Raw genomic sequence first — 23,978 nt, 5'->3', positions numbered from 1 at the left:
AAGTCGCGCTGTGTTTGATGGTGAGCTCGCTCCGCTCGCTCATACACACTCCACAGATCTGCAGGGTCGATCAAACTCGTGCATGAATCTTGAATCTACTACGCAAGATCCGCAATACCTGCTCACAACTTTGACTGAAAGTGACAGAGTTTGCGTGATACGGTCTGTCCGTGTTGCCGAAGCAGCGACAGGATCAGATCGTCCGCGCGCTCCGGGCCGACGGGGCCGGGGGCGTCAAAGTGCTTGCGTCCAAGCTGGGGGTCAGTGAGGCGACGATCCGCCGCGACCTCGAGCAACTGCACGCCGAGGGCCGCCTCACCCGGGTGTACGGCGGTGCGCTCGCGGTCGACGGCGGTGACGAGCCGTTCGCCGACGTGAACGCCGTACATGCCGAGGAGAAGGACCGGATCGCGCGGCGGGCCGCCGAGCTGGTGAACGACGGAGAGTCGCTGCTGCTCGACATCGGCACGACTGCGTTGCGGGTCGCACAGCACCTGCACGGCCGGTCGTTGACGGTGGTCACGAGCAACCTCGCCGTACTGGAGGAGTTGGAGAACGACGAGCAGATCGAGCTGATCGTGCTCGGCGGGTTCGTCCGGCGGAGTTACCGGTCGCTGGTGGGGTATCTGACCGAGGAGAGCCTGCGGCAGATCCATGTCGACTGGCTGTTCCTGGGGACCAGCGGCGTTCGGCCGGACGGGCGGGTGATGGACAGCACGATGATCGAGGTGCCGGTGAAGCGCGCGATGATCCAGGCCGCCGACCGGGTCGTGCTGCTCGCGGACCGGACGAAGTTCCCCGGCCACGGCGTCGCGCGGGTGTGCGAGCCGGCCGAACTGTTCATGGTGGTGACCGAGCCCGGCGCCGACGAGGCGACCCGGGCCCAACTGACGGAAGCAGGCGTGCAGGTGATGCTGGCGTGAGACTGACCATCCTCGGCGGGGGCGGGTTCCGGGTGCCGCTCGTCTACCAGGCGTTGCTGGGTGATCGCGGACCCGGCCGGATCGCCTCGGTGGTGCTGTTCGACACGGACCGCACGCGGCTGGCGTCGATCGCCGCGGTGCTGCGGCAGCAGGCCGCATCGGTTGCCGACGCACCGGTCGTCACCGAGACCACGGATCTGGACGAAGCGCTTCGCGGTGCGGACTTCGTCTTCTCCGCGATCCGCGTCGGTGGACTCGAGGGCCGGACCGTCGACGAACGGGTGGCGCTGGACCTCGGCGTGCTCGGACAGGAGACCGTCGGGGCGGGCGGGATCGCCTACGGACTGCGGACCCTGCCGGTCGCGACGCAGATCGCCCAGCGGATCGCGGCGGTCGCCCCGGAAGCCTGGGTCATCAACTTCACCAACCCCGCCGGGATGGTGACCGAGGCGATGATCCCGTACCTGGGGGATCGGGTGATCGGGATCTGCGACTCACCCTCGGGCCTCGGCCGCCGTGCCGCGCTGGCGCTCGGCGTGGACCCGTCGACGGCCTTCTACGACTACGCAGGCCTCAATCATCTCGGCTGGCTGCGCGGCCTGAGGTCTGGTGGAGTCGACCGGCTGCCCGCCCTCCTCGACTCCTCCGACGCGCTGTCTTCCTTCGAGGAAGGTCGGCTGTTCGGATCCGGCTGGCTGAAGTCGCTGGGATGCATCCCGAACGAGTACCTGCATTACTACTACTTCGCGCGCGAGACGCTGGCCGCCGTACAGGGTGTGCGGCAGACGCGGGGGACGTTCCTGCTGGCGCAGCAGTCCGCGTTCTACGCCGAGACGGCCGAGCATCCGGACCAGGCGCTGGAGTTGTGGCAGAAGACGCGGGCCGAGCGTGAGTCGACGTACATGGTGGAGAGCCGCGAGGTCGCCGACGCGGGGGAGCGCGACGAACGGGACATGGCCGCCGGAGGGTATGAGCAGGTCGCGCTGTCACTGATGCGGGCGATCGCCCACAACGAGCGGGCGTCGCTGATCCTGAACGTGCGCAACCGGGGCGTGCTGCACCACCTCGACAACGATGCGGTGATCGAAATCCCCTGCACGGTCGACGCCAACGGTGCGCTTCCCGTCACTGTGTCCCAGCTCACCGACCACCAGGCCGGTCTGGTCTGTTCTGTGAAGGCCGTCGAGCGATCCACCATCGAGGCCGCGGCCTCAGGCTCCCGGGACACCGCGCTGCGAGCCTTCGCCTGGCATCCTTTGATCGACTCGGTGACCGCCGCGGGGAAGCTGCTCGACGCGTACGCCGATCAGCTGCCGGAGCTGGCCCGGTTCCGCGCGTGACCCGGCTTGACACCGGATTGGTCGGCGTACCCCACCATCTGGCAGAATGGTCGGCTGAGTCCGTCCAGGTTCGTGCAGCCCTCTAACTCCACTGCCTGGTTCGGCCCATTCGAGCGGTCACCCCGTTGTCCCCACGACGCTGTGCTGCTCACCCAGACATGTAATCCAAGGGAGACCCCACAAACGTGGCAGTCAAGATCCGTTTGAAGCGCATCGGCAAGAAGCGTGCGCCGCACTACCGCATCGTCGTGATGGACGCCCGCACCAAGCGTGACGGCCGCGCCATCGAGGAGATCGGCAAGTACAACCCGAAGACCGAGCCGTCGTTCATCCACGTCGAGTCGGACCGGGCGCAGTACTGGCTGGGCGTCGGCGCGCAGCCGAGCGAGGCCGTCGAGGCCATCTTCAAGGCCTCCGGTGACTGGCAGAAGTTCAAGGGCGAGCCGGCTCCGGCGCCGCTGCGGGTCAAGGAGCCCAAGCGGGACAAGCAGGAGATCTTCAACGAGGCCCTCGCCGAGGCGCACGGCACGCTGAAGACCGAGGCCGTCACCGCCAAGAAGACCGCGGCCAAGAAGACGGCCGAGAAGAAGGACGACGCGCCGAAGGCTGACGCGCCGAAGGCCGAGGAGCCCAAGGCCGACGAGCCGAAGGCGGAGGCTGCTGAGGCCCCGGCCGAGGCTGCCGCCGAGGCCGCTCCGGCCGACGACGCCAAGGCCTGACCATGATGGAGACCGAGGCGCTCGAGCACCTGGTCCGAGGCATCGTGGACAACCCCGACGACGTCAGCGTCCGGGCCCGGAACCTGCGGCGTGGCCGCACCCTCGAGGTGCACGTCCACCCCGACGACATCGGCAAGGTGATCGGCCGCAACGGCCGGACCGCCACCGCCATCCGCACCGTCGTCGGCGCCCTCAGCTCCGAGTCCTCCCTGCGCATCGACTTCGTCGACGAGCTCAACCGGCGCCCGCGCCGCTGACTCGCAGCACTTCCTGGAGGGCCGCATCCATTCGGGTGCGGCCCTCCAGTCATATCCTCAGTGGATCGGTAGAGCAGAAAGGCTTGTGCGGGTGTTGGTGACAGTCGGGCGGATCGGCCGGGCGCACGGGATCAAGGGCGAGGTCGGGGTCGAGGTCCGGACGGACGAGCCGGATCGGCGGTTCGCGGATGGTGCGACCCTGGTGACGGACTCGAAGGTTCGGCGGACCCTGACCGTGGACGCGAGCCGGTGGCACAGCGGGCGGCTGCTGGTGAAGTTCGCCGGTGTACCGGACCGGACCGCGGCCGAGCAGCTGCGCAACCTGGCCCTGCAGGCCGAGGTGGACGAGGACGAGCGCCCCGAGGACCCGGAGGAGTACTACGACCGCGAACTGATCGGCCTCGAGGTCCGGACCTCCGACGGTGTCGAGGCGGGCGAGGTCGTCGACGTCGTGCACCTCCCGTCACAGGACCTCCTCGAGATCCGTCGCCCGGCCGGCAACGTCGTACTCGTGCCGATGGTCGAGCAGTTGGTCCCGGAGATCAACGTGGACAAGCGGTACGTCGTCGTGGCCGACCGGCCCGGTCTGCTGGACCCGGAGGGCGCCGAGGTGGTCCCGACCGATGAGGCTTGACGTCGTCACGATCTTCCCGGAGTACCTGGCCGCGCTCGATGTCTCCCTGGTCGGCAAAGCGGCCAAGAGCGGTCTCCTGGACATCCACGTGCACGACCTGCGCGACTGGACCCACGACCGGCACCGGACCGCCGACGACACCCCGTACGGCGGTGGCGCGGGCATGGTGATGAAGCCGGAGCCATGGGGGGAGGCCTTCGACGCCATCGCTCCGGTTGACGGCCCGACGCAGCCCAGACTGATCGTGCCGACGCCAGCTGGCCGTCCTTTCACACAGCAGCTCGCCTATGAGCTCGCGGCCGAGCCATGGCTGGCTTTCGCGTGCGGCCGGTACGAGGGCATCGATGCGCGGGTTGCGTCGTACGCCGGTGAGCGGATGCGCATCGACGAGGTATCCATCGGCGACTACGTGCTCAACGGCGGGGAAGTCGCCGTACTCGTGATGGTCGAGGCAGTGGCTCGCCTCCTGCCTGGTGTGATCGGCAATCCGGAGTCCCTGGCCGAGGAGTCCCACTCCGGTGACGGCCTGCTCGAGTACCCGGTGTACACGAAGCCTCCGAGCTGGCGCGGGTACGACGTACCCGACGTACTGCTCTCCGGGAACCACGGTCTGATCGCGGACTGGCGCCACGACGAGTCCGTACGCCGTACCGCGGAACGCCGGCCTGATCTGCTCGCGGCGTGGGGCGATGCGGTCGCGGGCAAGGACGATGCGGCGTCACAGGTCCGCGTACTGCCCGCCACGGAGGCTGACGCGGGGGAGATCCACACCCTCCAGCTGGCGTCCTTCCTGTCGGAGGGCCGGATCTACGACGACCTGAGCATCCCGCCGCTGACGGAGGAGCCGGCCGCGAGTGTCGAGCGCCTCGGGCGAGGCGGCGTACTCAAAGCAGTCGCGGGCACCAGGATTATCGGCTCGGTCCAGCTGACCGTGGACGGCTCCGTGGGGCGCATCGAGCGGCTCGTCGTCGCACCGGACTGGCAGGGCCGCGGACTGGGTGCACGGCTGCTCCAGGTCGCCGAGAAACTCGCGCCGGCCGACGTCACGACGTACGAGCTGAACACCGGTGCGGAGAGTGAGCGTAACCTCGGGCTGTACCGCAAAGCCGGTTACCGTGAGGTACGACGGGAGCAACAGACGGCGAAAGTCGAGCTGGTGCTGCTCACCAAGCGTCGCAAGCGGCGCTGATTTCGGATCCGCTGGGGCGGTGTGGCAAGATTGCTCGTTGCTGCCCTTCGGTGCTCCTGCCACAGGGGGTGACCACCGACGCGGCAGCCTTTTGATGACTTCATCACCACCGACATTCGTGGGTGACCTGTGGCACGCGCGAGGAAGAGACACCTGATGAGCAACATCCTGAACGAGCTCGACAACGCGAGCAAGCGCGACGACATCCCCTCCTTCCGTCCCGGTGACACGGTCAACGTGCACGTCAAGGTCGTCGAGGGCAACCGGTCCCGCGTCCAGGTGTTCAAGGGTGTCGTGATCCGGCGCCAGGGTGGTGGCCTGCAGGAGACCTTCACGGTCCGCAAGGTCAGCTTCGGCGTCGGCGTCGAGCGCACCTTCCCGATCCACACCCCGATCGTCGACAAGGTCGAGGTCGTGACCCGCGGCGACGTGCGCCGGGCCAAGCTCTACTACCTGCGCGATCTGCGCGGCAAGGCAGCCAAGATCAAGGAGAAGCGGGACGTCCCGGCCTCCTGAGCGTCTCTAGCGACGACGGTCACCTATGGCGCCGAGCACTGCGACTCGCGCTCGCCCTCGCCCAGCACAGAGGGCACGTCGCAGCAAAGGACGTCACCGCAGGCTGAAGCAGCGGAACCCGCTGCTCAGTCTGCTCGTCGAGATGACCACCGTGACGGTGCTCGCACTCGTCATCACGGTGGTACTGCGGCTGTTCGTCGCGGAAGCGTTCTACGTCCCGTCGGAGTCGATGTACGACACGCTGACCAAGGACGACCGGATCCTGGCCGAGAAGATCAGCTACATGCACCGCGACGTCGATCGCGGCGACATCATCGTCTTCAAGGACCCCAGCAACTGGCTGAACGAGGAACAGACCGAGCCCGGTCCGTTCCGCAAGGTCGGTGAGTTCGTCGGCATCCTGCCGCGCAGCGGCGAGGGGCATCTGGTCAAGCGGGTCATCGGTATCGGCGGCGACAAGGTGATCTGCTGCAACAAGGCCGGCCAGATCACCGTGAACGGGATCGCGCTGGACGAGCGCGAGTACCTGCTGAAGGACGCCAAGCCGTCGGAGGTGCCGTTCAGCGTCGTGGTGCCGCCCGGCCATCTGTGGGTGATGGGCGACAACCGCGCCGAATCCGCCGACTCCCGCGCCCATATGGGCGGCCCCGGCGGTGGCTTCGTGCCGGTCGAGAACGTGGTTGGCCGGGCCTGTTGCGTAATCTGGCCGTCTGACCGGATGACGATGCTGCGTCCTCCGGAAACCTTCAAGAAGCCGGGGCTGAAGAAGTGACCGATACACCGACCAAGACGGACTCCAAACCCGCCCCCCGTTCGGGCTTCGGGGCGGCCGCCCGCGAGTTCGTGCTGATCGTGGTCGGGGCGCTGATCGTCTCGTCGATCCTGAGGGCGTTCGTCGGGCAGATGTTCATCATCCCGAGCGAGTCGATGGAGAACACGCTGCTGGTCGGCGACCGGGTCGTGGTCGAGAAGCTCACCGACGTCAAGCGCGGTGACGTGGTCGTCTTCGAGGATCCGGGCGGCTGGCTCGGCCCGGAGGAGAGCGGTCAGAAGCGTGGCTCGATCGGCCGGTTCTTCGAGGTGGTCGGCCTGCTGCCGGACTCCAGCCACGGTCACCTGATCAAGCGCCTGATCGGCATGCCGGGCGACAAGGTCGCGTGCTGCGACTCCAAGGGCCGGCTGCTGGTCAACGGCCAGCCGCTCGACGAGACCAGCTATCTGTACCCGGGTGACGCCCCGTCCCAGATGGACTTCCAGGTCACCGTCCCGGCCGGTCGAGTGTTCGTGATGGGTGATCATCGCTCCGCGTCCGGGGACTCCCGCGTCCATTTGCAGGACACCGATCCCAACGGCGGCAACCAGGGCGACGCCGCCTTCGTCCCGATGGACAAGATCACCGGCCGCGCGATCATGATCGTCTGGCCCGCCGGTCGCTGGGGCAAACTCGGCGTACCCGACACTTTCAAAGCCGTTCCAGCGCCTGGCCCGGCCCCGGACAAACCCTCGATCTCCCTCACCCCACCACCTAAGTGAGCGAACTCCCGGTGCCCCTCACAACCTCTCGCCCACCGGCGGCCCGGCAACACCCTCCAGCCCCTCAGCCCACCCCCAGCCTGTCATCGTCCCTGGCGCGGACCTGCTGTGCAGTTGGTCGGCGAGGCTGCCTAGGGTGGGATGTGTGATGCGGAGGGCTGTATGAGCGAGTTGCCGCGAGGGAGCACAGTACGGCGAGATGCCGGGCTCTACGGGTACGAGCGAGCCCTGCGTCGCGTCGGCCTGGACCCGATCGCCGGCGTGGACGAGGCCGGGCGCGGACCCTGCGCCGGCCCGCTGGTCGCGGCCGCGGTGATCCTGCCGGAAGGCAAGCGCGGCCAGATCCCCGAGCTCGCCGACTCCAAGCTCCTCACCGCCAAGGCCCGCGACCGCTGCTACGACGAGATCCGCAAGCGCGCCCTCGCCTGGTCGGTGGTCTCCATCGAGTCCACCGAGTGCGACCGCCTGGGGATGCACGTGGCCAACGTGGAAGCGCTCCGGCGAGCCCTTTTCCGCCTCGACGTACGCCCGTCGTACGTGCTGACGGACGGGTTCGGCGTCGACGGACTCGACGTACCGGGCCTGGCGATCTGGAAGGGTGACCGCGTGGCGGCTTGTATCGCGGCGGCATCTGTGATCGCCAAAGTGACGCGGGATCGCGTGATGGAGCACTGGGACAAGGTGTACCCGCAGTACGGGTTCGCGATCCACAAGGGGTACTGCACGCCTGAACACCAGGCGGCACTGGACGAATACGGCCCGTGCCCACAACATCGACGGCGGTTCGAGAATGTCCGCCGCAGTCTGCGACCCGATATGGGACAGAATGTGACCAGTCCCACCGGAGTGGAGAGCCGATGAGCGAGCGCAGCGAGCGAACAAACCACAGAGCCGCCTTAGCGCTCATGCCGGAGCCGAGCGCCAGCGAGGTGCAGGCGTGAGCGCTGACGACCTCGAGAAGTACGAGACCGATATGGAGCTGCAGCTCTATCGGGAGTACAAGGACGTCGTCGGGATCTTCAAGTACGTCGTGGAGACCGAACGGCGCTTCTACCTGTGCAACGCGGTCGACCTGAAGGTCCGCACCGAGGGCGGCGACGTGTACTTCGAGGTGACGATGGCCGACGCGTGGGTCTGGGACGTCTACCGTTCGGCCCGCTTCGTCAAGAACGCCAAGGTCGTCACCTTCCGCGACGTCAACATCGAAGAACTCGCCAAGTCCGACCTGGAAGTCCCCAAAGACTCCGACTTCGGCCGCTGACCCCCGCCCCAACCCGACCCACCCACCGGACACCAAAGCGGGCGTACGTCCGCTGCTGCATGCCTGCGTGAGGCGGAGGGCTTGGGTTAGGGGCTTGAGGTCGGGGGTGGGGTGGTTGGGGGGAGGCGCCAGCCGGTGTCGGTGGGTTGTATGAGCTCTAGGTCTGCGAGGGTTTCGAGGCAGGTCTGGGTGGTGGAGAGGTCCAGGCCCGCGGTCGTGGCGATCCGGGCGGCCGGGGCGGGATGGATGAGCGGGACGGCGTCGAGGGTACGGCGGAGGTCGTGGTCCAGGTCGTCGGTGATGGTCTTGGGAGCTTGCGGGTACGACGTGAGGCGGGTACCCAGCGGGGAGATCGCCTCGATGATCTCGGCGACGCTGGTGACCAGCGTGGCGTCTCGTTCGCGGACCAGCAGGTGACTGCCTTCGGACATCCGCGAGGTGACCGGACCCGGCACTGCGAGGACCGCGCGACCGCACTGCTCGGCCCAACCGGCGCTGTTCAGGGCACCGCTGCGCACGGCGGCTTCGACCACGACCGTACCGAGCGTGCCCGCGGCGATCACCCGGTTGCGGGCCAGGAACCGCAGCCTCGTCGGCGAGCATCCCGGCGGTAGCTCGCTCACCACCAGCCCGTCTTCGGCGATCCGGCTGAACAGCGCGGAGTTTCGCTTCGGATAGCTGACGTCGACCCCGCACGCCAGCACCGCAACCGTCGGCCCAGGGACCGCGAGAGCGCCCCGGTGGGCCGCCGCGTCGATCCCGTACGCGCCGCCGGACACGACGGTGACTCCGTTGTCCGTCAGCCCCGCGGACAGCTCCGCCGCGACATGCTCGCCGTACGACGAACACGCACGGGCACCGACCAACGCGACGGACCGGCTTAGCACCCGCCGGAGATGCGCCGGGCCCCGAACCCATAGTCCGAAGGGCACTCCCGCTCGGCGGCTCAGCTGGCCGGCCTCCGCGAGGATCTCCACCTGCTCCGGCCACTCGTCGTCCCCAGGAATCACGAACCGTGCTCCAGCCGCAGCCGCACGCTCCAAGTCCCGCTCTGGGTCGGCCTCCGCGAGCCGCGTAGACCACCGCTCCACCCCAGGAGCCTTCTGCTGCAGCAGCTCCCAGATCTCCAGCACGCTCAGACCATCGAACGCCTTCAGCGCGGCCGGATCTCCAGGCTCGACCACCCGAGACAACCCAACCCGAGCCAATCTCTCCCGATCATTACCACCCCCACCCACCACTCCTGCTCCCGCGCCACCGCGCCCACCCGCCCCAGCCACCTCCACCACCACCCCACCCCCATCCCCAGCGGCGCCGCCTTCACCTCGCCCGCCCAGCCAAACGCCCTCCTCCACCACAACGTCACCAGCCACGACGGCGCGTTCCCCACCTTCCCCGCACGGCCACGCACCCTGCTCGAGTGCGCTGGCACAGGTCTTGGCAGGTGGTCGAGGGATATTGGGGGTGGGGCTTGGGGTTGTTGTGCGCTGGGGATGTGGGGTGGGCGTGACGGCGGCGGGCGTGGGGGTGCAGGTGGGCGTGAGGGTAGCGGGGGTGGGGGTGCGGGTGCAGGTCATGTTGGGGTTCCTTTGAGGGGACGGGTGTCGGCTAGGGCTGTCAGGGGTTCGCCGGTGCGGAGTTGGAAGGCTTGGTGGGTGAGGTCGACGGTGGGTTGGGCGACGCCGCCCAGGTCGGCCAGGGTCCAGGCCAGGCGGACTACGCGGTCGAAGCCGCGAGCCGTGATGCGGCCGGCGGAGTAGAGGTCTTCGAGGAGTTTGTGGCTGGTGGCGTCGAGCGGATAGTCGCGGCGCAGGACCGGGCCGGGGACCTCGCTGTTGAGGATCCAGGCGGTGTCGCGGTAGCGGTGCGCCTGGCGATCTCGGGCCGACTCGACTCGGGCGGCGACGACTGCGGTCGACTCCGGCTTCTCGTCGTCGGGGAGGCTGCGCGCGGCGGGCAGGATCTGGCGCTGGATGTCGAGGCGGTCCTTGATCGGCCCACTGATCCGTTGCCGGTACCGCGCCAGCACCTGAGGGGTGCAGTTGCAGATCCCATGGTTGGTCCCGGACAACCCGCAGGGACAGGGATTGGCCGCGAGGACGAGCATGAAGCGGGCCGGGAACTTGGCCACCGCGGCCGAACGATGCACCTCGATGTACCCGGACTCGAGTGGTTGGCGCAGCGTGTCGAGCGTGAGCGGATGCATCTCGGGAGCCTCGTCAATGAAGAGGATCCCGCGATGCGCGCAGCTGATGGCGCCCGGCCGCGGCATTCCTGAGCCGCCACCGACGAGGCTCGACAGCGAGGCCGTGTGGTGCGGCGCGATGAAGGGTGGACGGACGACGAGCTCGGCGTCGCCGGTCAGCAGCCCGGCCAGCGAATGCACGGCCGACACCTCGAGCGAGTCGTCGGTGCTGAGGTCGGGCATCAATCCAGCGAGCCGCTCCGCCAGCATCGTCTTGCCGGATCCCGGCGGCCCGTGCAGGAGCAGATGATGTCCACCGGCCGCCGCGGCCTCGATCGCCCGCCGTCCCTCGCGCTGGCCGATGACATCGTCGAGATCGACCTCGGGAACCCGGGTCAGCGACTCGGACAGCAGCCGCGGCTCGGCGCGCGGGGGTGCCTCGTCCGGGATCTCGATCCCGCGCAACAGCGCGAGCACCTGCCGCAGCGAACGCACGCCGTACACCTCGATGCCGGGGACGAGGCGAGCCTCGCCCGAGTTCAGCTCGGGGACGACGATGCGCTCGAAACTCGCGCGGGCGGCGGCCAGCGTCATCGCCAGGGCGCCACGGACCTCACGGATCCGGCCGTCGAGTCCGAGCTCGCCGATGATCGCCGTCTGCCGGAGCACACCAGGCTCGATCACACCAGCTGCCGTGAGCAGGGCGAGTGCGATCGCGACGTCGTAGTGAGAGCCGGTCTTGGGCAGGGTGGCCGGCGAGAGGCCGATGGTGACCTTGCGATCAGGGAAGCGCTCGCCGCTGTTCACGACTGCGGCGCGGACGCGGTCGCGGGCTTCGGACAGCGACGCGTCCGGCAGGCCGATCAGCGTGGTCTTCGGCAGACCCTGCGCGATGTCGGCTTCGACCTCGACCAGATGCCCTTCCAGGCCGACCAGAGCAACCGACCACGTCTGTGCGAGCGCCATCAGGCCGCACCACGCACGTGGTCCACGCTCGGCGGCGTATTCTGGTCGAAGAGGACCGCGATGATGTCGATCCGGATCGCCGCGGGTCTGAGCTGGTGGGCCTGCAGCCAACGGCCTGCCAGCTTCCGGAGCGTCGTCAGCTTCCGGTAGGTGATCGACTCCAGCGGACTGCCGTAGTTCAGCCCGCGGCGCGTCTTCACCTCACAGATGACGAGCGTGTCGCCTTCCCGCGCGACGATGTCGATCTCGCCCAGCTCGCAGCGCCAGTTGCGCTCGAGCACGGCGAAACCGTGCGTCGTGAGATACCTCGCGGCGAGATCTTCGCCGTACCGCCCGACTACGTTGCTGGTCCGCATCGATGACCACCTCCGACACAGAACATGCCGGGATCAGGCCGCGATTTCGGACCTCACTTTCTGCCTGTGGACAACTATCCGGGGATAGATGCCGTGGGCAACTGAGGTGAGGGTGTCAGTTCCGCATGTGCTTGCCGCGCGTCGGTTTCTGCTGTTGCTGTGGCGGCGTGCGCACCGCGCGCAGTTCGTTCGCGTGGGGATCCGGCTCGTGCCGGATCGCCTGCAGGCCACCCGTTCCGGGGTCCGTGTCGCCGATGTCGAAGTCCCAGCTGTCCTCGTTCGCCAGGCGACTGTGCCAACGCCCGTACAGGCCGTAGATCGCCAGTCCGATCGCCATCCAGATGCCGAACTTCGTCCAGGTGCTCGTCTTCAGGTTGAGCATCAGCCACACGGTCGCGGCCAGCGACAGCAGCGGGATCAGCGGCACCATCGGCACCCGGAAACCGCGCTCGAGGTTCGGCTCGGAGCGGCGCAGGGTGAGCACACCGACCGCACAGAACGCGAAGCAGAACAATGCGCCGATGACCAGCAACTCCTCGAGCTCGAGCACCTTCGGGTAGAGCGTCAGCAGCAGAGCGGCGAAGCCGGCGGCGGCTGCCGCGCGGGCGGGGGAGGAGTACACCCGGCTGACTCGGCCGAGGCTCTTCGGCAGCAGGCCGTCACGGCCCATGTTGAACAGCACGCGGCTCTGCGCGATGAGGACCACCATGATCACGGTCATCAACGCCAGCAGTGCGCCTAGGTTGACCACTTTCGCAGCCCAGCCGACGCCGACCGCGGCCAGTGCCTCGGAGACCGGTGCGCTGCCGCCCAGCTTGCCGTACGGGCGCATTCCGACCAGGACGACCGCCATCGCGATGTAGAGGATCGTGACGGCGCCGACACCGAGCAGCATGCCCTGCGGAACCGTCTTGCGCGGACTGCGCGCGTCCTCGGACGCGGTCGCGATCAGGTCGAAGCCGATGTAGGCGAAGACGATCGAGCTGGCCGCGGTGAAGATGCCCATCATGCCGAACGAGCCGAACGACGAGTCCAGGATCCAGCCGAGCAAGGTCGGACTGGCGGTGGCGGGCGCGGCCCGGGCCATCGGGATGAACGGGTGGTAGTTCTCCTTGCTGATGTGCGCGGCGCCGACCACCACGACCAGCACGATCACGGCGACCTTCGCGATCACCACCACCGTCAGCACCCTGGCCGACAGCTTGGTTCCGGTCACGATCAGCGCGGTCAGGATCAGCAACAGCAACGGAGCAACGAGATTGATCTCGGCTTGCGGGCCGAAGTACTTCGCCACGCCGGTGGGCAGCGTCACGCCGAATCCGTCCAAGGTGGCCAGGAAGTACGCCGACCACACGCGGGCGACGATGGCGGCCGCGGTGACGAGCTCGAGCACGAGCGCCCAGCCGACCAGCCAGGCCCACATCTCGCCGAAAGTCACATAGCTGAAGGTGTACGCGCTACCGGAGACCGGAATCGTGGACGACAGCTCGGCGTAACAGGCCGCGGCCAGCACACAGACGATCGCGGCGATCACGAACGACACGATCACGGCCGGTCCGGCGACATTGGCCGCCTGGACTCCGCTGATGCTGAAGATGCCGGACCCGATCATCACGCCCAGGCCGAGTACAACCAGGTCGCGACGACCGAACAAGCGCGGCAGACGGTGCCGCGCGTCCTCGACTCGAGTGAACGCCGACTCGACCGGCAGGCGCCGGCCTACGGTCTGTCCGTTCGCTGAGGGGGCCATGGTCAGGGGTGCCTCCGTTGCTACTAGGGCAATCGGGCCGAACAGTAGTCGACCGTCGGGCTATCGACCAGACCTCCTCTCCTCGACCCCCGCGCGGTGGCTTGCGATGCCGGGCCGGCTCCCGCATCGTCGAGGCATGGCGCCGGACGATGTCAGTGGAAACCGCTCCTGGCCGGAGAGTTTCGCTGTGTTACTGGCTGACTACGAACGGCATCTGACAGCGGAAAGAGACCTCAGCACTCACTCGGTGAGAGCCTACCGTGGAGATGTCGCGGATTTACTCGAACATTTGATTCGGCTTGGTCACGATGATCTGGAAGGCCTCGATATTCGCGGGCTGCGGTCCTGGCTGGCCAAGCAGCAGAGTCTCGGGAAGTCCCGGAGCACGATGTCGCGCCGGGCGACGGCCGCGCGTGTCTTCACCGCGTGGGCGCATCGGACCGGCCGGATCAGCACGGATCCGGGCGCACTGCTGGCGAGTCCGCGACCGCACAAGAGTCTGCCCGGGGTCCTGGGACAGGCCGACACGCGAGCCGTGCTGGATGCGGCCGCCGTGGCTGCGGACGACGGCAGTCCGGTCGGACTGCGCGATCTCGCGATCATGGAGCTGCTGTACGCGACCGGTATCCGCGTCGGCGAACTCTGCGCCCTCGACATCGACGACATCGACACCTCGCGTCGCGTCGTCCGGGTGTTCGGGAAGGGGCGCAAGGAACGCGCGGTTCCGTACGGCGTTCCGGCGGCCGGGGCCATCGGTCGTTGGCTGACCGAGGCACGCCCGCAGCTGATCCGGCAGGGGAGCGGTCCGGCGGTCTTCCTCGGAGCCCGCGGCGGCCGGATCGATCAGCGAGCGGTACGGCGCCTTGTCCACGAGCGGATCGCCGTCGTCGACGCGCCCGATCTGTCGCCGCACGGTCTGCGGCACACGGCCGCCACCCACCTGCTGGAAGGTGGCGCCGACCTTCGGAGCGTCCAGGAACTGCTCGGCCATGCGTCCCTGGCGACGACGCAGATCTACACCCACATCTCGACCGATCGGCTCCGCAAGGCCTACGAACAGGCGCACCCTCGAGCCTGATCCCGGGCCGGGATCGAGTGTGGATGCGGCGCGGTGGCGTGGCGATGGGGCAGACTGCGGGACATGCGGGTTTCGGCGAAGTCTGACTATGCGTTGCGAGCTCTGATCGAGATCACTCAGCGATGGGTGGCGAGCGACCCGTCGGTGGTGTCGGCCGAGGAGCTCAGCCGTGCACAGGGCATTCCGCACGGCTTCCTGCAGGGGATCCTCGCCGACCTCCGGCGGGCCGGCGTGCTGGTGAGTCAGCGTGGGCAGTCCGGTGGCTGGCGGCTGGCCGTGGACCCGAACGAGATCTCGGTCGCGGACGTGATGCGCGCCGTGGACGGACCGATCGTGAGCATCTCCGGCGTCCGTCCCGAGAGCGTCGCGTACAACGAGCGGGCCGTGGTCCTGCAGCGCGTCTGGATCGCCGCCCGCGCCAGCCTGCGCGACGTCCTCGAGCACACCACGCTTGTCGACCTCGCCAAGAACAAGCTCCCGGCCGGCGTCGAACGCCGCTCCCGCGACGAGGACGCCTGGCAGGCGCGCGTCCCCGGCAGCTGAGTCTCGCGCTCGGGCGCCGCCATTGCTACAGTGACGACTTATATAAGTCGTGACTGCAGGAGGATGTCGATGACTGGGCAGAAGATCACCACGTTCCTGATGTTCGAGGGCGGGGCCGAGGAGGCGATGAACTTCTATCTGTCGCTCTTCGACGACGCCGAGGTTGTCGCGATCACTCGCTACGGCGCGGAGGGGCCGGGGCCTGAGGGGTCGGTGATGCACGCGACCTTCGCGCTGGCCGGGCAGCAGATCATGTGCAGTGACAGCTTTGTGCACCATGAGTTCTCCTTCACGCCGTCGGTGTCGCTGTTCGTGGACTGTGCGGACGAGGCCGAGCTCGAGCGGCTGTACACGGCGCTGTCCGAGAAGGGCGCGGTGCTGATGCCGCTCGGGGAGTACGGGTTCAGCCGGAAGTTCGGGTGGGTCAATGACCGGTACGGGGTGTCGTGGCAGCTCAATCTGGCCGCTTAGTGGCGTCTGATCAGGAGTCCGGCACCCAACATCAGGGCTGCTGTGGCGCCGACGATGGCAGCGGCTGTTCGCTCGCCGGCTGGTGAGCTGGATTGCGCGCTGGCCGGCGGACCAGCTCGTGAGGAGTCCTGGGGCGCACTGATGCGCACGGCGGGCGGGCTTGGCTGAGGTGGGGCTGCAGTCCGGGGTGTGCTGAGTGGGAGCAGGCGGACTGGGCGGTCGGGGATCAGGGCGAGCGGGTTGAGGTACTGCCGGCCTTGAACGAGGCCCCAGTGCAGGCACGTCGCCAGGCTGCAGTGAGAGCCGGCGGCGGAGAGGTGGCCGATGACGGATCCGGCTGTCACGGGGGTGCCCACAGTGACGGCCGGGACGACTGGCTCATAGGTCGTACGGCGGGGTCCGGTCGCGACCGTGATCACACCGCGTCCGGCGAGCGGACCGGCGTACGTGATCGTGCCGGCGGTGGCCGCGAGGACGGGTTGACCGGGGGAGCCGGCCAGGTCGACGCCGCGGTGGCCGGGGAGCCAGGGTTTGGCGGGGAGCTCGAAGCCGCGGACGACCTCCGGTCGCGGTTGGAGGGGCCAGACCGCTACCGGCGGCTGTGCGAGTGGTGAGGCGGCGGGAGGGGACGGGACCAGGGGTAAGGCGGCTGCGGCGGAGGCGAGGAGGATGAGGTTCATACCCTGGAAGATGCCGTGGTGACGGGTGGTTGCGGAGCGTGAGTTCTGGGGCTGTGGACAACCGGTGGCCGGTTAGCGTTCGGCGGGGCTGGTCCCGTACACTTCCGGTGGCGTCCCCTGTAAGTGGGACGACTACGCATGCCCGCACAACAGCGCGTCTCCATCGGTCCCGGGACCTCCCGGGTGGTTTCGCACGACGGGCATCAGGCGCGGCGGATCACCCGGTCCGTGGCGAGACAACCGAGAAGTGACCCGGCTGCCCGGGTCCGTAGGAGGAACACCTCATGGCCGTCGTGACCATGAAGCAGCTGCTCGAGAGCGGCGTGCACTTCGGGCACCAGACCCGGCGCTGGAACCCGAAGATGAAGCGCTACATCCTCACCGAGCGCAACGGCATCTACATCATCGACCTGCAGCAGTCGCTGTCGTACATCGACCGCGCCTACGAGTTCGTCCGCAGCACGGTCGCCTCGGGCGGGGCGATCCTGTTCGTCGGTACGAAGAAGCAGGCCCAGGAAGCGATCGCCGAGCAGGCGACCCGGGTCGGCATGCCCTACGTGAACCAGCGCTGGCTGGGCGGCATGCTCACCAACTTCCAGACCGTCAACAAGCGGCTCCAGCGGCTCAAGGAGCTCGAGCTCATCGACTTCGACGACGTGGCCGCCTCCGGCGTCACGAAGAAGGAGCTGCTGCAGAAGCGCCGCGAGCACGACAAGCTGCTGAAGACCCTTGGCGGTATCCGCGACATGGCCCGGGTTCCGGCCGCCGTGTGGATCGTGGACACCAAGAAGGAGCACCTCGCCGTCGACGAGGCGCGCAAGCTGAAGCTGCCGATCATCGGCATCCTGGACACCAACTGCGACCCGGACGAGGTCGACTTCCCGATCCCGGGTAACGACGACGCGATCCGTTCGGTCGGCCTGCTGACCCGCGTGGTCGCCGACGCCGTCGCCGACGGTCTGATGTCGCGTGGTGGCCAGGGCGCTGCCGCGGCCGGCGAGGAGCTGGGTGCCGAGGAGCCGCTGGCTGCTTGGGAGCGGGAGCTGCTGGAGAGCCAGAACGGCACCACCAAGCCGGAGGCCGCTGCCACTGAGGCCAAGCCGGAGGCCGCGGCCGAGGCCGCGCCGGCCACGGACGTGCTGACGGAGCCGGTCGCGACCGACGCCGTGGTGACCGAGGCCAAGCCCGAGGCTGCCGCCGAGGCCGCGCCCGAGGCCCCTGCCGAGGCGAAGGCCGAGGAGACCCCGGCCGCCGAGGCCCCGAAGGCCGACGAGGCCTGACAGCCCTGAGTTGCCGCCCGGTCCACACCGGGCGGCACTCGAGCCCGCCTACCCAGCCGCATCGAGAAGACGAGAGAACGAGGAATGGCGAACTACACCGCCGCTGACGTGAAGAAGCTCCGCGACACCACCGGCGCGGGCATGATGGACGCGAAGAAGGCGCTCGAGGCGACCGACGGCGACTTCGAGAAGGCGATCGAGGAGCTGCGCATCAAGGGCGCGGCCAAGGCCGCCAAGCGTGGCGCCGAGCGCTCGGCCACCAACGGCCTGGTGGCCGCGGCGGAGAACGCGCTGGTCCAGCTGAACTGCGAGACCGACTTCGTCGCCAAGAACGAGCAGTTCCAGCAGCTCGCCGCCGACATCGTCGCGCACGCCGCCGCCAGCAAGGTCGGCGACGTCGAGGGCCTGCTGAGCGAGAAGCTGTCCGACGGCAAGAGCGTTGCCGAGAACATCGAGGCGCTGGCCGCGGTCATCGGCGAGAAGCTCGAGCTGGCCAAGGTCGCCGTGTTCGACGGCCAGGTGACGGCGTACATGCACAAGCGTGCCGCGGACCTGCCGGCCCAGGTCGGCGTACTGGTCGAGTTCGAGGGTGACAACGTCGAGGCCGCCCGTGGTGCCGCCATGCAGGCCGCCGCGATGCGCCCGCTGTACACCACCCGCGACGAGGTCCCGGCCGAGACGGTCGAGAGCGAGAAGCGGATCGCCGAGGCGACCGCCCGCGAGGAGGGCAAGCCCGAGGGCGCCCTGCCGAAGATCGTCGAGGGCCGGGTGAACGGGTTCTACAAGGACGTCGTGCTGCTCGAGCAGGCGTCGGTCCAGGAGAGCAAGAAGACCGTGAAGGCCGTGCTCGACGAGGCCGGCGTGACCGTGAAGCGGTTCGCCCGCTTCGAGGTCGGCGCCTGATCGCAGGAAAAGCACAGTTCTTCATCGACGAGGAGGCCGGAATCGTGACGGAAACCCTGGGTACCGAGACGAGTCCGGCCTCTTCGCCGTTCGCTCCGGCCTATCACCGGGTGCTGCTCAAGCTGTCGGGTGAGGTGTTCGGCGGCGGCAAGCTCGGCGTCGACCCCGACGTGGTGAATTCGATCGCCAAGCAGATCGCCGAGGTGGCCCGGGCCGGTGTCCAGGTCGCCGTGGTGGTCGGTGGCGGCAACTTCTTCCGCGGTGCCGAGTTGCAGCAGCGCGGGATGGAGCGCAACCGGGCCGACTACATGGGCATGCTCGGCACGGTGATGAACTGCCTGGCGCTGCAGGACTTCCTGGAGAAGCTCGGCATCGAGACCCGGGTGCAGACCGCGATCACGATGGGCCAGGTCGCCGAGCCGTACATTCCGCGCAAGGCCGAGCGGCACCTGGAGAAGGGCCGCGTGGTGATCTTCGGCGCCGGCTCCGGCATGCCGTACTTCTCCACCGACACGGTCGCCGCCCAGCGCGCGCTCGAGATCGGCGCCGAGGCGCTACTGATGGGCAAGCAGGGTGTGGACGGGGTCTACGACTCCGACCCGAAGAAGAACCCGGACGCGGTCAAGTTCGACCAGCTGTCCTACGACGACTTCCTCGCCCGCGGTCTGCGGGTGGCCGACGCGACCGCGATCAGCCTGGCCCGCGACAATGCGCTGCCGATCGTGATCTTCGGCCTCGAGGAGGGCAACATCGCCAAGGTCGTCCACGGCGAGAAGATCGGTACGGTCGTCTCCCCGGGCCAGTAGCCCCAGGTACGGCGTCCGAGTACGCCGTGGCACGACGCAGGCCCGGTCGTAGGAGTGGTCGCGGTGTACCACTAGGATCGTTGGACACAGGTTGTGTCCGTTATCTGGTAAACCTGCGTCCGTAGGGTTGGAGTATGGCCGCGCCGAGGCGGCCCTGAGGAAGCGAGGAATGTCGTGATCGACGAAGCTCTCCGCGAAGCCGAGCAGAAGATGGCGAAGGCCGTGGAGGTCGCGAAGGACGACTTCGCCGCGATCCGCACCGGCCGGGCGCACCCGCAGATGTTCGCGGGCATCCTGGCCGACTACTACGGCACCCCGACGCCGCTGCAGCAGCTGGCCGGTTTCCAGGTGCCAGAGCCCCGCACCGTGCTGATCTCGCCGTACGACAAGGGTGCGATGACGGCGATCGAGAAGGCGATCCGCGACTCGGACCTGGGCGTGAACCCGGGCAACGACGGCGCGGTCATCCGCGTGGTGATGCCGCAGCTGACCGAGGAGCGGCGCAAGGAGTACATCAAGGTCGCCAAGACCAAGGCCGAGGAAGCCAAGGTCTCGGTGCGCAACATCCGCCGGCACGCTATGGACCAGGTGCACAAGACGGTCAAGGCCGGCGACGCGGGCGAGGACGAAGGCAAGAGTGCTGAGAAGCGGCTCGACGGGTTGACGAAGAAGTACGTCGACTCCATCGACGAGCTGCTCAAGCACAAGGAAGCCGAACTGCTCGAGGTGTGATGGGGGTCGAGAGCACGCCCGCGCCGACCCCGAGCCGCGCCGGGCGGAACCTGCCTGCGGCGATCGCGGTGGGTGTCGGTCTCGGCGCACTGATCCTCGGATCCCTGTTCTGGCAGAAGGTCCTGTTCACCGTCCTGGTGCTGGCGGTCGTCCTGATCGCCGTCGACGAGATGATCAAGGCCCTGCGCACCGGCGGCGCGGTGATCCCGCGGATCCCGGTGTTCGCCGGTACGGCGGCAATGCTGGTGGCGGCCTACTTCGGTGGGCCGATGGCGCTCCTGGTCGCGCTGGCGGTCACGGTGCTGGCGACGATCTTCTGGCGGATGCCGGGCGGATCGGTGGGCTTCGTCCGCGACACCAGCGCCGGCGTGTTCCTGATCGGCTACGTGCCGCTGCTGGCCGGGTTCGCGATTCTGCTGGTCCAGCCGGAGGCGGACGGCCCCGAGCGGGTGGTCACGTTCTTCCTGGTCGTGGTCGCCAGTGACGTCGGCGGTTACGCGGCCGGTGTCCTGTTCGGCAAGCACCCGATGGCGCCGACGATCAGCCCGAAGAAGTCCTGGGAAGGTTTCGCCGGCTCGGCTCTCTTCTGTATCGGAGCCGGCGTCGCCTCGGTCGTCTGGCTGCTCGACGGCGACTGGTGGGCCGGTGCGATCGTCGGTGCGGTCGCCGTACTGACCGCCACGGTGGGCGACCTCGGTGAGTCGATGATCAAGCGCGACCTCGGCATCAAGGACATGTCGAACCTGCTGCCGGGACACGGCGGTGTGATGGATCGTCTGGACTCCTTGCTGGCCACGGCCCCCGCGGTCTGGCTGCTGCTGCACGTGCTGGTGAAGTCGTGACTGTCGCGCCGGACGGTCGGTCTCTGGTGGGCGGCGTCGTACGGCTGGACCGGCTGCGGGACGGCGACATCGAGGAGTTGTACGCCGCGATCGGCAACGAGCAGGTGTACGCCGGGGGATTCGGCGGCGGGATCGCGGGAATGCCGGGGAGCGCGGAGGCGATGCGGGCCGAGTGGATCCCGGCCGCGGAGAAGCGGTTCGCCTATGTGGTCCGGTTGGTTGCCGATGGCACCGTCGTCGGTACGTCGAGTCTCGGCGATGTCGACGTACCCAACGAGAGCATCCACCTCGGCTGGACCGGCTACGCGCCGCCGGTCTGGGGTACGGCAGTCAATCCGGCTGCCAAGCTGCTGCTGCTCCAGCATGCCTTCGGGGACTGCGAATTCGGCCGGGTGAAGATCCAGACCGGGTCCAAGAACACCCGGTCGCAGGCCGCCATCGCCAAGCTCGGTGCGACTCGTGAGGGAGTGCTGCGCCGGCACAAGCGTTTGGCGGACGGCTCGTTCCGCGACACCGTGGTGTTCTCGATCCTGGCCGACGAATGGCCCGATGTTCGCAAGCGCCTAGAGGCGCGCATCAACCGGTAGCGCGAGTTCCGCGAGAGCGGCGTACGACGCCAGCAGGTCGGCCCGGTCGAAGGTGTTCGTGGTGATCAGCACCTCGTCAGCGCTGGTACGACGCACCAGACCGCCGAGTGCTGCGTCTACCTCGTCAGGTGTGCCGTAGATCTGGCCTCGGAGACCGTTCTCGAAGAACTCTTGCTCGCGAGCGGTCAGGTCGGTCGGCACGTCCGGCTGCAGTGGCGGGAACACGCCGCGGGTGCGTGAATACGCGCTGGCCCATGCCTCGGGCAACAGGATCTGCCGGGCAGCTTCGGTGGTGTCCCCGACGGCGGCAGTCACGGCGAGGATGACGTAGGGTTCCGGCGCCCAGGCCGATGGTTGGAAGGTCGTGCGGTACTGGTCGAGGGTCGCGTGTACCTCAGATTCGGAGCGAGCTGCGAGGACCACCGGCAGGCCCAGAGATGCCGCGATCGCAGCGCCTTCGCCAACCGCGAGGATGAATCGCGGAATGTGCAGACCTTCGCCAGGACGTGCGTGGACCTGGTTCTGCTGCGTGCCGGCGAGGTAGCCGAGGAGCTCGCGGACCTGTTCAGCGAAGTCTTCGGCCGCATCCTTCTCGACGCCCAGAGCGCGACGGATGCCGTTCGTGAAGCCGACCGATCGACCGAGGCCCATGTCGATCCGGCCCGGGTACAGCGACTCCAGCACTCCGAACTGCTCGGCCACCACGAGTGGCCGGTGGTTCGGCAGCATCACACCGCCTGTCCCTACACGGATTCGCCGCGTGCGTGCAGCAACCGCAGCCGCCAGCACAGTGGGAGCCGAGCCGACCACTCCGGGAACGCTGTGGTGCTCAGACACCCAGAAACGCTTGTAGCCAAGCTCTTCGACCTGCTGTGCCAACTCGACGGTCGCACGCAGTGTCTCGGCTTCTGTCTCACCTACTCGCGTCCGTGAGCGGTCCAGGATGGACAGGGGAACGCCGGACAGAGCAGCCATGATGCAGAGTCCAACGGCCGAAACAGAGCCCTCATTCCCCCAACAGCTCCCGCAGATCTGCGCGGAAGCGCTCGCCGTCGGGCAGGGGAGCAAGGAACTCGCGCTCGATCTCCTGCCGGATCCGCTCGGCTGTTTCGAAGGTGGACTCGCCCAGCGCGGTCAGCACCACGACGTTGCGGCGACGGTCTTCCGGGCTGCGTCGGCGTTCGACGAAGCCGCGTTCTTCCAGGCCGTCGAGCAGATCACCGATCGAGGTGCGGTCGACCCGCAGCCGGGCGGCGACCTCGAGCTGCGACAACGGATCCCCGGAGGCGACCGCGGACAGCACGGCCAGATCGCGGCCGTTCAGCCCGTGCGGCGCGAGCGCCTTGGTCTGCGCCTCGGTCAGCCGCGCCAAGACGTGTTTGAGCAGGTACCCGAGCCGGTCCGACGCCATACGGACAAATCTACCGGCAACCTGATCGTCAGGAGTGCTGATCATCAGTTACCCTGACGATTATGGAACCGACCTTCGGTCTGAAGACCACCCCGATGCACGTCCCGTATGCCGACATCCAGCGCGTCTGGCGGGAGGCCGACGAGGTCCCGCAGATCCGCGACGCCTGGCTGTGGGACCACTTCCTGCCACTCGTCGGACCCAAGGATGGTGACGTCCTGGAGGGCTGGACGCTGCTGTCTGCGCTCGCTGCTCAGACGACTCGGCTTCGCCTCGGTTTGCTTGTCACCAGCAATCGGATCCGGCCGCCGGCGGTGCTCGGCAAGATCGCCAGCACGCTGGACGTGATCTCTGGCGGCCGACTCGTCATGGGGCTGGGCGCGGGCGGTACGCATCAGCCGGCCGGCATGGGCGGCATCCCCGGACCGAACCCGGCGGTCGCCGAGTATGCGGCGTACGGGCTGACGCTGGTGCCGCCGGGCGAGGGCGTGGATCGGCTGCGGGAGACGATCGAGATTCTCCGCGGGATGTGGACGCAGGACGTCTTCGACTTCCACGGCCGGTACTACACGCTCGAGCAGAACCGGAACGAGCCGAAGCCGGTCCAGCGCCCCGGTCCGCCGCTGCTGGTCGGCGGTTGGGGCGACCGGATGATGCGGCTGATCGCGGGGCACGCCGACATCTGGAACATCAGCGGGCCGCCACACAACGACTTCGCTTTTCTCGAAGACCGCGTACGGCGGCTGGACGCGGAGTGCGCGCGGATCGGCCGCGACCCGGGAGCGATCAGCCGGTCGCTGCAGCAGATCGTGTCGTACGACGATCCGGCCGCGACGCGCGCGATCGTCGAGCGGGCCGTGCGGCTGGGGTTCGATCACATCGTGCTGTCGCTGCCCCGGCCGTATCCGGAGCGGGCCGTGCGCTGGCTGGTCCGGGAGATCATCGAGCCGGTGGAGGCGGCCGCCGCCTGACCCTTCGAGCTGGATGGAAAGGGTTGGTGAATTTTCTACACCGCT

General features: G+C 68.2%; 28 protein-coding genes. 21 read left to right on the top strand and 7 right to left on the bottom strand.

Annotation, left to right across the window (positions count from 1 at the left end; genetic code table 11):
• The first annotated feature begins 170 nt into the window (after positions 1 to 170).
• The 11 genes from ACZ3HV_RS16015 to ACZ3HV_RS15965 all read left to right on the top strand — a co-directional run bounded on the left by ACZ3HV_RS16015 (position 171) and on the right by ACZ3HV_RS15965 (position 8,372).
• Positions 171 to 923 carry a DeoR/GlpR family DNA-binding transcription regulator gene (locus ACZ3HV_RS16015; RefSeq protein ID WP_465684933.1) on the top strand — a complete coding sequence of 251 codons (753 nt, stop codon included), beginning with the start codon at positions 171 to 173 and terminating at the stop codon, positions 921 to 923.
• Entirely contained in the window at positions 920 to 2,263 is a 1,344-nt protein-coding gene (locus ACZ3HV_RS16010) for a 6-phospho-beta-glucosidase (protein ID WP_465684931.1), read from the top strand. Before ACZ3HV_RS16015 ends, ACZ3HV_RS16010 begins: the two co-directional genes overlap by 4 nt.
• Before the next feature lie 185 nt (positions 2,264 to 2,448).
• Positions 2,449 to 2,982, top strand: coding sequence for a 30S ribosomal protein S16 (rpsP, locus tag ACZ3HV_RS16005; protein WP_465684929.1), 534 nt, complete (start codon positions 2,449 to 2,451; stop codon positions 2,980 to 2,982).
• A 5-nt stretch (positions 2,983 to 2,987) separates the two neighbouring features.
• The gene (locus tag ACZ3HV_RS16000; protein WP_328526964.1) at positions 2,988 to 3,239 is read left to right on the top strand and encodes an RNA-binding protein; all 252 of its coding nucleotides are present in this window, start codon (positions 2,988 to 2,990) and stop codon (positions 3,237 to 3,239) included.
• Positions 3,240 to 3,330: 91 nt separating this feature from the next.
• The gene (gene rimM, locus ACZ3HV_RS15995; protein WP_465684927.1) at positions 3,331 to 3,873 is read left to right on the top strand and encodes a ribosome maturation factor RimM; all 543 of its coding nucleotides are present in this window, start codon (positions 3,331 to 3,333) and stop codon (positions 3,871 to 3,873) included.
• Positions 3,863 to 5,062 carry a tRNA (guanosine(37)-N1)-methyltransferase TrmD gene (gene trmD, locus ACZ3HV_RS15990; protein WP_465684925.1) on the top strand — a complete coding sequence of 400 codons (1,200 nt, stop codon included), beginning with the start codon at positions 3,863 to 3,865 and terminating at the stop codon, positions 5,060 to 5,062. The genes rimM and trmD overlap by 11 nt, the downstream gene beginning before the upstream one ends.
• Positions 5,063 to 5,218: 156 nt before the next feature.
• Complete coding sequence (rplS, locus tag ACZ3HV_RS15985; protein WP_465684923.1) at positions 5,219 to 5,578, top strand: 50S ribosomal protein L19; 360 nt, start codon at positions 5,219 to 5,221, stop codon at positions 5,576 to 5,578.
• A 142-nt stretch (positions 5,579 to 5,720) separates the two neighbouring features.
• Entirely contained in the window at positions 5,721 to 6,350 is a 630-nt protein-coding gene (gene lepB, locus ACZ3HV_RS15980) for a signal peptidase I (protein ID WP_465684921.1), read from the top strand.
• The gene (lepB, locus tag ACZ3HV_RS15975) at positions 6,347 to 7,111 is read left to right on the top strand and encodes a signal peptidase I (RefSeq protein WP_360365116.1); all 765 of its coding nucleotides are present in this window, start codon (positions 6,347 to 6,349) and stop codon (positions 7,109 to 7,111) included. The genes lepB (ACZ3HV_RS15980) and lepB (ACZ3HV_RS15975) overlap by 4 nt, the downstream gene beginning before the upstream one ends.
• Positions 7,112 to 7,273: 162 nt before the next feature.
• Entirely contained in the window at positions 7,274 to 7,972 is a 699-nt protein-coding gene (locus tag ACZ3HV_RS15970) for a ribonuclease HII (protein WP_360365118.1), read from the top strand.
• Between the two features lie 76 nt (positions 7,973 to 8,048).
• Positions 8,049 to 8,372 (top strand): DUF2469 domain-containing protein, encoded by a 324-nt coding sequence (locus ACZ3HV_RS15965; protein WP_012922325.1) that lies wholly within the window; start codon positions 8,049 to 8,051, stop codon positions 8,370 to 8,372.
• A gap of 86 nt (positions 8,373 to 8,458) precedes the next feature.
• Here ACZ3HV_RS15965 and dprA read toward each other — a convergent pair whose 3' ends face one another.
• The 4 genes from dprA to ACZ3HV_RS15945 all read right to left on the bottom strand — a co-directional run bounded on the left by dprA (position 8,459) and on the right by ACZ3HV_RS15945 (position 13,629).
• A complete protein-coding gene (dprA, locus tag ACZ3HV_RS15960) occupies positions 8,459 to 9,556 on the bottom strand; it encodes a DNA-processing protein DprA (RefSeq protein ID WP_465684919.1) in 1,098 nt (365 codons plus the stop codon).
• Between the two features lie 389 nt (positions 9,557 to 9,945).
• Positions 9,946 to 11,523 (bottom strand): YifB family Mg chelatase-like AAA ATPase, encoded by a 1,578-nt coding sequence (locus tag ACZ3HV_RS15955; RefSeq protein WP_465684917.1) that lies wholly within the window; start codon positions 11,521 to 11,523, stop codon positions 9,946 to 9,948.
• A complete protein-coding gene (locus tag ACZ3HV_RS15950) occupies positions 11,523 to 11,879 on the bottom strand; it encodes a YraN family protein (protein ID WP_360365124.1) in 357 nt (118 codons plus the stop codon). The genes ACZ3HV_RS15955 and ACZ3HV_RS15950 overlap by 1 nt, the downstream gene beginning before the upstream one ends.
• A 115-nt stretch (positions 11,880 to 11,994) precedes the next feature.
• Positions 11,995 to 13,629 (bottom strand): APC family permease, encoded by a 1,635-nt coding sequence (locus ACZ3HV_RS15945; RefSeq protein WP_465684915.1) that lies wholly within the window; start codon positions 13,627 to 13,629, stop codon positions 11,995 to 11,997.
• Between the two features lie 136 nt (positions 13,630 to 13,765).
• On the opposite strand from ACZ3HV_RS15945, the gene ACZ3HV_RS15940 reads away from it, so the two are divergent.
• The 3 genes from ACZ3HV_RS15940 (at position 13,766) to ACZ3HV_RS15930 (ending at position 15,721) form a co-directional block, all read left to right on the top strand.
• Positions 13,766 to 14,707 carry a tyrosine recombinase XerC gene (locus tag ACZ3HV_RS15940; RefSeq protein WP_465684913.1) on the top strand — a complete coding sequence of 314 codons (942 nt, stop codon included), beginning with the start codon at positions 13,766 to 13,768 and terminating at the stop codon, positions 14,705 to 14,707.
• A 63-nt stretch (positions 14,708 to 14,770) separates the two neighbouring features.
• Positions 14,771 to 15,250, top strand: a complete 480-nt coding sequence (locus ACZ3HV_RS15935) for an RrF2 family transcriptional regulator (protein WP_360365130.1) — start codon at positions 14,771 to 14,773, stop codon at positions 15,248 to 15,250.
• 69 nt (positions 15,251 to 15,319) lie between these two features.
• Positions 15,320 to 15,721, top strand: coding sequence for a VOC family protein (locus ACZ3HV_RS15930; protein ID WP_465684911.1), 402 nt, complete (start codon positions 15,320 to 15,322; stop codon positions 15,719 to 15,721).
• On the opposite strand, the gene ACZ3HV_RS15925 is transcribed toward ACZ3HV_RS15930, so the two are convergent.
• The gene (locus tag ACZ3HV_RS15925) at positions 15,718 to 16,401 is read right to left on the bottom strand and encodes a M23 family metallopeptidase (protein ID WP_465684909.1); all 684 of its coding nucleotides are present in this window, start codon (positions 16,399 to 16,401) and stop codon (positions 15,718 to 15,720) included. The genes ACZ3HV_RS15930 and ACZ3HV_RS15925 overlap by 4 nt on opposite strands.
• A gap of 284 nt (positions 16,402 to 16,685) precedes the next feature.
• On the opposite strand from ACZ3HV_RS15925, the gene rpsB reads away from it, so the two are divergent.
• The 6 genes from rpsB (at position 16,686) to ACZ3HV_RS15895 (ending at position 21,551) form a co-directional block, all read left to right on the top strand.
• Positions 16,686 to 17,681, top strand: a complete 996-nt coding sequence (gene rpsB / locus ACZ3HV_RS15920) for a 30S ribosomal protein S2 (RefSeq protein ID WP_465684907.1) — start codon at positions 16,686 to 16,688, stop codon at positions 17,679 to 17,681.
• Between the two features lie 84 nt (positions 17,682 to 17,765).
• The gene (gene tsf / locus ACZ3HV_RS15915; protein ID WP_465684905.1) at positions 17,766 to 18,584 is read left to right on the top strand and encodes a translation elongation factor Ts; all 819 of its coding nucleotides are present in this window, start codon (positions 17,766 to 17,768) and stop codon (positions 18,582 to 18,584) included.
• A 44-nt stretch (positions 18,585 to 18,628) separates the two neighbouring features.
• Positions 18,629 to 19,390 carry a UMP kinase gene (pyrH, locus tag ACZ3HV_RS15910; RefSeq protein WP_360365140.1) on the top strand — a complete coding sequence of 254 codons (762 nt, stop codon included), beginning with the start codon at positions 18,629 to 18,631 and terminating at the stop codon, positions 19,388 to 19,390.
• Between the two features lie 177 nt (positions 19,391 to 19,567).
• Positions 19,568 to 20,122, top strand: a complete 555-nt coding sequence (gene frr, locus ACZ3HV_RS15905; RefSeq protein WP_465685515.1) for a ribosome recycling factor — start codon at positions 19,568 to 19,570, stop codon at positions 20,120 to 20,122.
• Positions 20,122 to 20,964, top strand: coding sequence for a phosphatidate cytidylyltransferase (locus ACZ3HV_RS15900; protein WP_465684903.1), 843 nt, complete (start codon positions 20,122 to 20,124; stop codon positions 20,962 to 20,964). Before frr ends, ACZ3HV_RS15900 begins: the two co-directional genes overlap by 1 nt.
• Positions 20,961 to 21,551: a GNAT family N-acetyltransferase gene (locus ACZ3HV_RS15895; protein WP_465684901.1), complete on the top strand. Its 591-nt coding sequence runs from the start codon at positions 20,961 to 20,963 to the stop codon at positions 21,549 to 21,551. Before ACZ3HV_RS15900 ends, ACZ3HV_RS15895 begins: the two co-directional genes overlap by 4 nt.
• On the opposite strand, the gene ACZ3HV_RS15890 is transcribed toward ACZ3HV_RS15895, so the two are convergent.
• Positions 21,528 to 22,526 carry an LLM class flavin-dependent oxidoreductase gene (locus ACZ3HV_RS15890; RefSeq protein ID WP_465684899.1) on the bottom strand — a complete coding sequence of 333 codons (999 nt, stop codon included), beginning with the start codon at positions 22,524 to 22,526 and terminating at the stop codon, positions 21,528 to 21,530. The genes ACZ3HV_RS15895 and ACZ3HV_RS15890 overlap by 24 nt on opposite strands.
• A 31-nt stretch (positions 22,527 to 22,557) precedes the next feature.
• Positions 22,558 to 22,962 carry a MarR family winged helix-turn-helix transcriptional regulator gene (locus ACZ3HV_RS15885; RefSeq protein ID WP_360365148.1) on the bottom strand — a complete coding sequence of 135 codons (405 nt, stop codon included), beginning with the start codon at positions 22,960 to 22,962 and terminating at the stop codon, positions 22,558 to 22,560.
• A 62-nt stretch (positions 22,963 to 23,024) separates the two neighbouring features.
• On the opposite strand from ACZ3HV_RS15885, the gene ACZ3HV_RS15880 reads away from it, so the two are divergent.
• Complete coding sequence (locus ACZ3HV_RS15880) at positions 23,025 to 23,933, top strand: LLM class flavin-dependent oxidoreductase (protein WP_465684897.1); 909 nt, start codon at positions 23,025 to 23,027, stop codon at positions 23,931 to 23,933.
• Positions 23,934 to 23,978 lie beyond the last annotated feature (45 nt).

The sequence above is a fragment of the Kribbella sp. NPDC020701 genome, assembly GCF_055562215.1.
The sequence above is the reverse complement of the archived record's forward strand: the minus strand, read 5'-3'. Positions and strand labels throughout refer to the sequence as shown.

Coding starts and splice junctions, on each gene's coding strand:
- ACZ3HV_RS16000 (WP_328526964.1), top strand. CDS start 2,988: ATGGAGACCGAGGCGCTCGAGCACCTGGTCCGAGGCATCGTGGACAAC.
- trmD (WP_465684925.1), top strand. CDS start 3,863: ATGAGGCTTGACGTCGTCACGATCTTCCCGGAGTACCTGGCCGCGCTC.
- rplS (WP_465684923.1), top strand. CDS start 5,219: ATGAGCAACATCCTGAACGAGCTCGACAACGCGAGCAAGCGCGACGAC.
- lepB (WP_465684921.1), top strand. CDS start 5,721: ATGACCACCGTGACGGTGCTCGCACTCGTCATCACGGTGGTACTGCGG.
- ACZ3HV_RS15970 (WP_360365118.1), top strand. CDS start 7,274: ATGAGCGAGTTGCCGCGAGGGAGCACAGTACGGCGAGATGCCGGGCTC.
- ACZ3HV_RS15955 (WP_465684917.1), bottom strand. CDS start 11,523: ATGGCGCTCGCACAGACGTGGTCGGTTGCTCTGGTCGGCCTGGAAGGG.
- ACZ3HV_RS15950 (WP_360365124.1), bottom strand. CDS start 11,879: ATGCGGACCAGCAACGTAGTCGGGCGGTACGGCGAAGATCTCGCCGCG.
- ACZ3HV_RS15945 (WP_465684915.1), bottom strand. CDS start 13,629: ATGGCCCCCTCAGCGAACGGACAGACCGTAGGCCGGCGCCTGCCGGTC.
- ACZ3HV_RS15940 (WP_465684913.1), top strand. CDS start 13,766: ATGGCGCCGGACGATGTCAGTGGAAACCGCTCCTGGCCGGAGAGTTTC.
- ACZ3HV_RS15935 (WP_360365130.1), top strand. CDS start 14,771: ATGCGGGTTTCGGCGAAGTCTGACTATGCGTTGCGAGCTCTGATCGAG.
- ACZ3HV_RS15930 (WP_465684911.1), top strand. CDS start 15,320: ATGACTGGGCAGAAGATCACCACGTTCCTGATGTTCGAGGGCGGGGCC.
- ACZ3HV_RS15925 (WP_465684909.1), bottom strand. CDS start 16,401: ATGAACCTCATCCTCCTCGCCTCCGCCGCAGCCGCCTTACCCCTGGTC.
- rpsB (WP_465684907.1), top strand. CDS start 16,686: ATGGCCGTCGTGACCATGAAGCAGCTGCTCGAGAGCGGCGTGCACTTC.
- tsf (WP_465684905.1), top strand. CDS start 17,766: ATGGCGAACTACACCGCCGCTGACGTGAAGAAGCTCCGCGACACCACC.
- ACZ3HV_RS15900 (WP_465684903.1), top strand. CDS start 20,122: ATGGGGGTCGAGAGCACGCCCGCGCCGACCCCGAGCCGCGCCGGGCGG.
- ACZ3HV_RS15890 (WP_465684899.1), bottom strand. CDS start 22,526: ATGGCTGCTCTGTCCGGCGTTCCCCTGTCCATCCTGGACCGCTCACGG.
- ACZ3HV_RS15885 (WP_360365148.1), bottom strand. CDS start 22,962: ATGGCGTCGGACCGGCTCGGGTACCTGCTCAAACACGTCTTGGCGCGG.
- ACZ3HV_RS15880 (WP_465684897.1), top strand. CDS start 23,025: ATGGAACCGACCTTCGGTCTGAAGACCACCCCGATGCACGTCCCGTAT.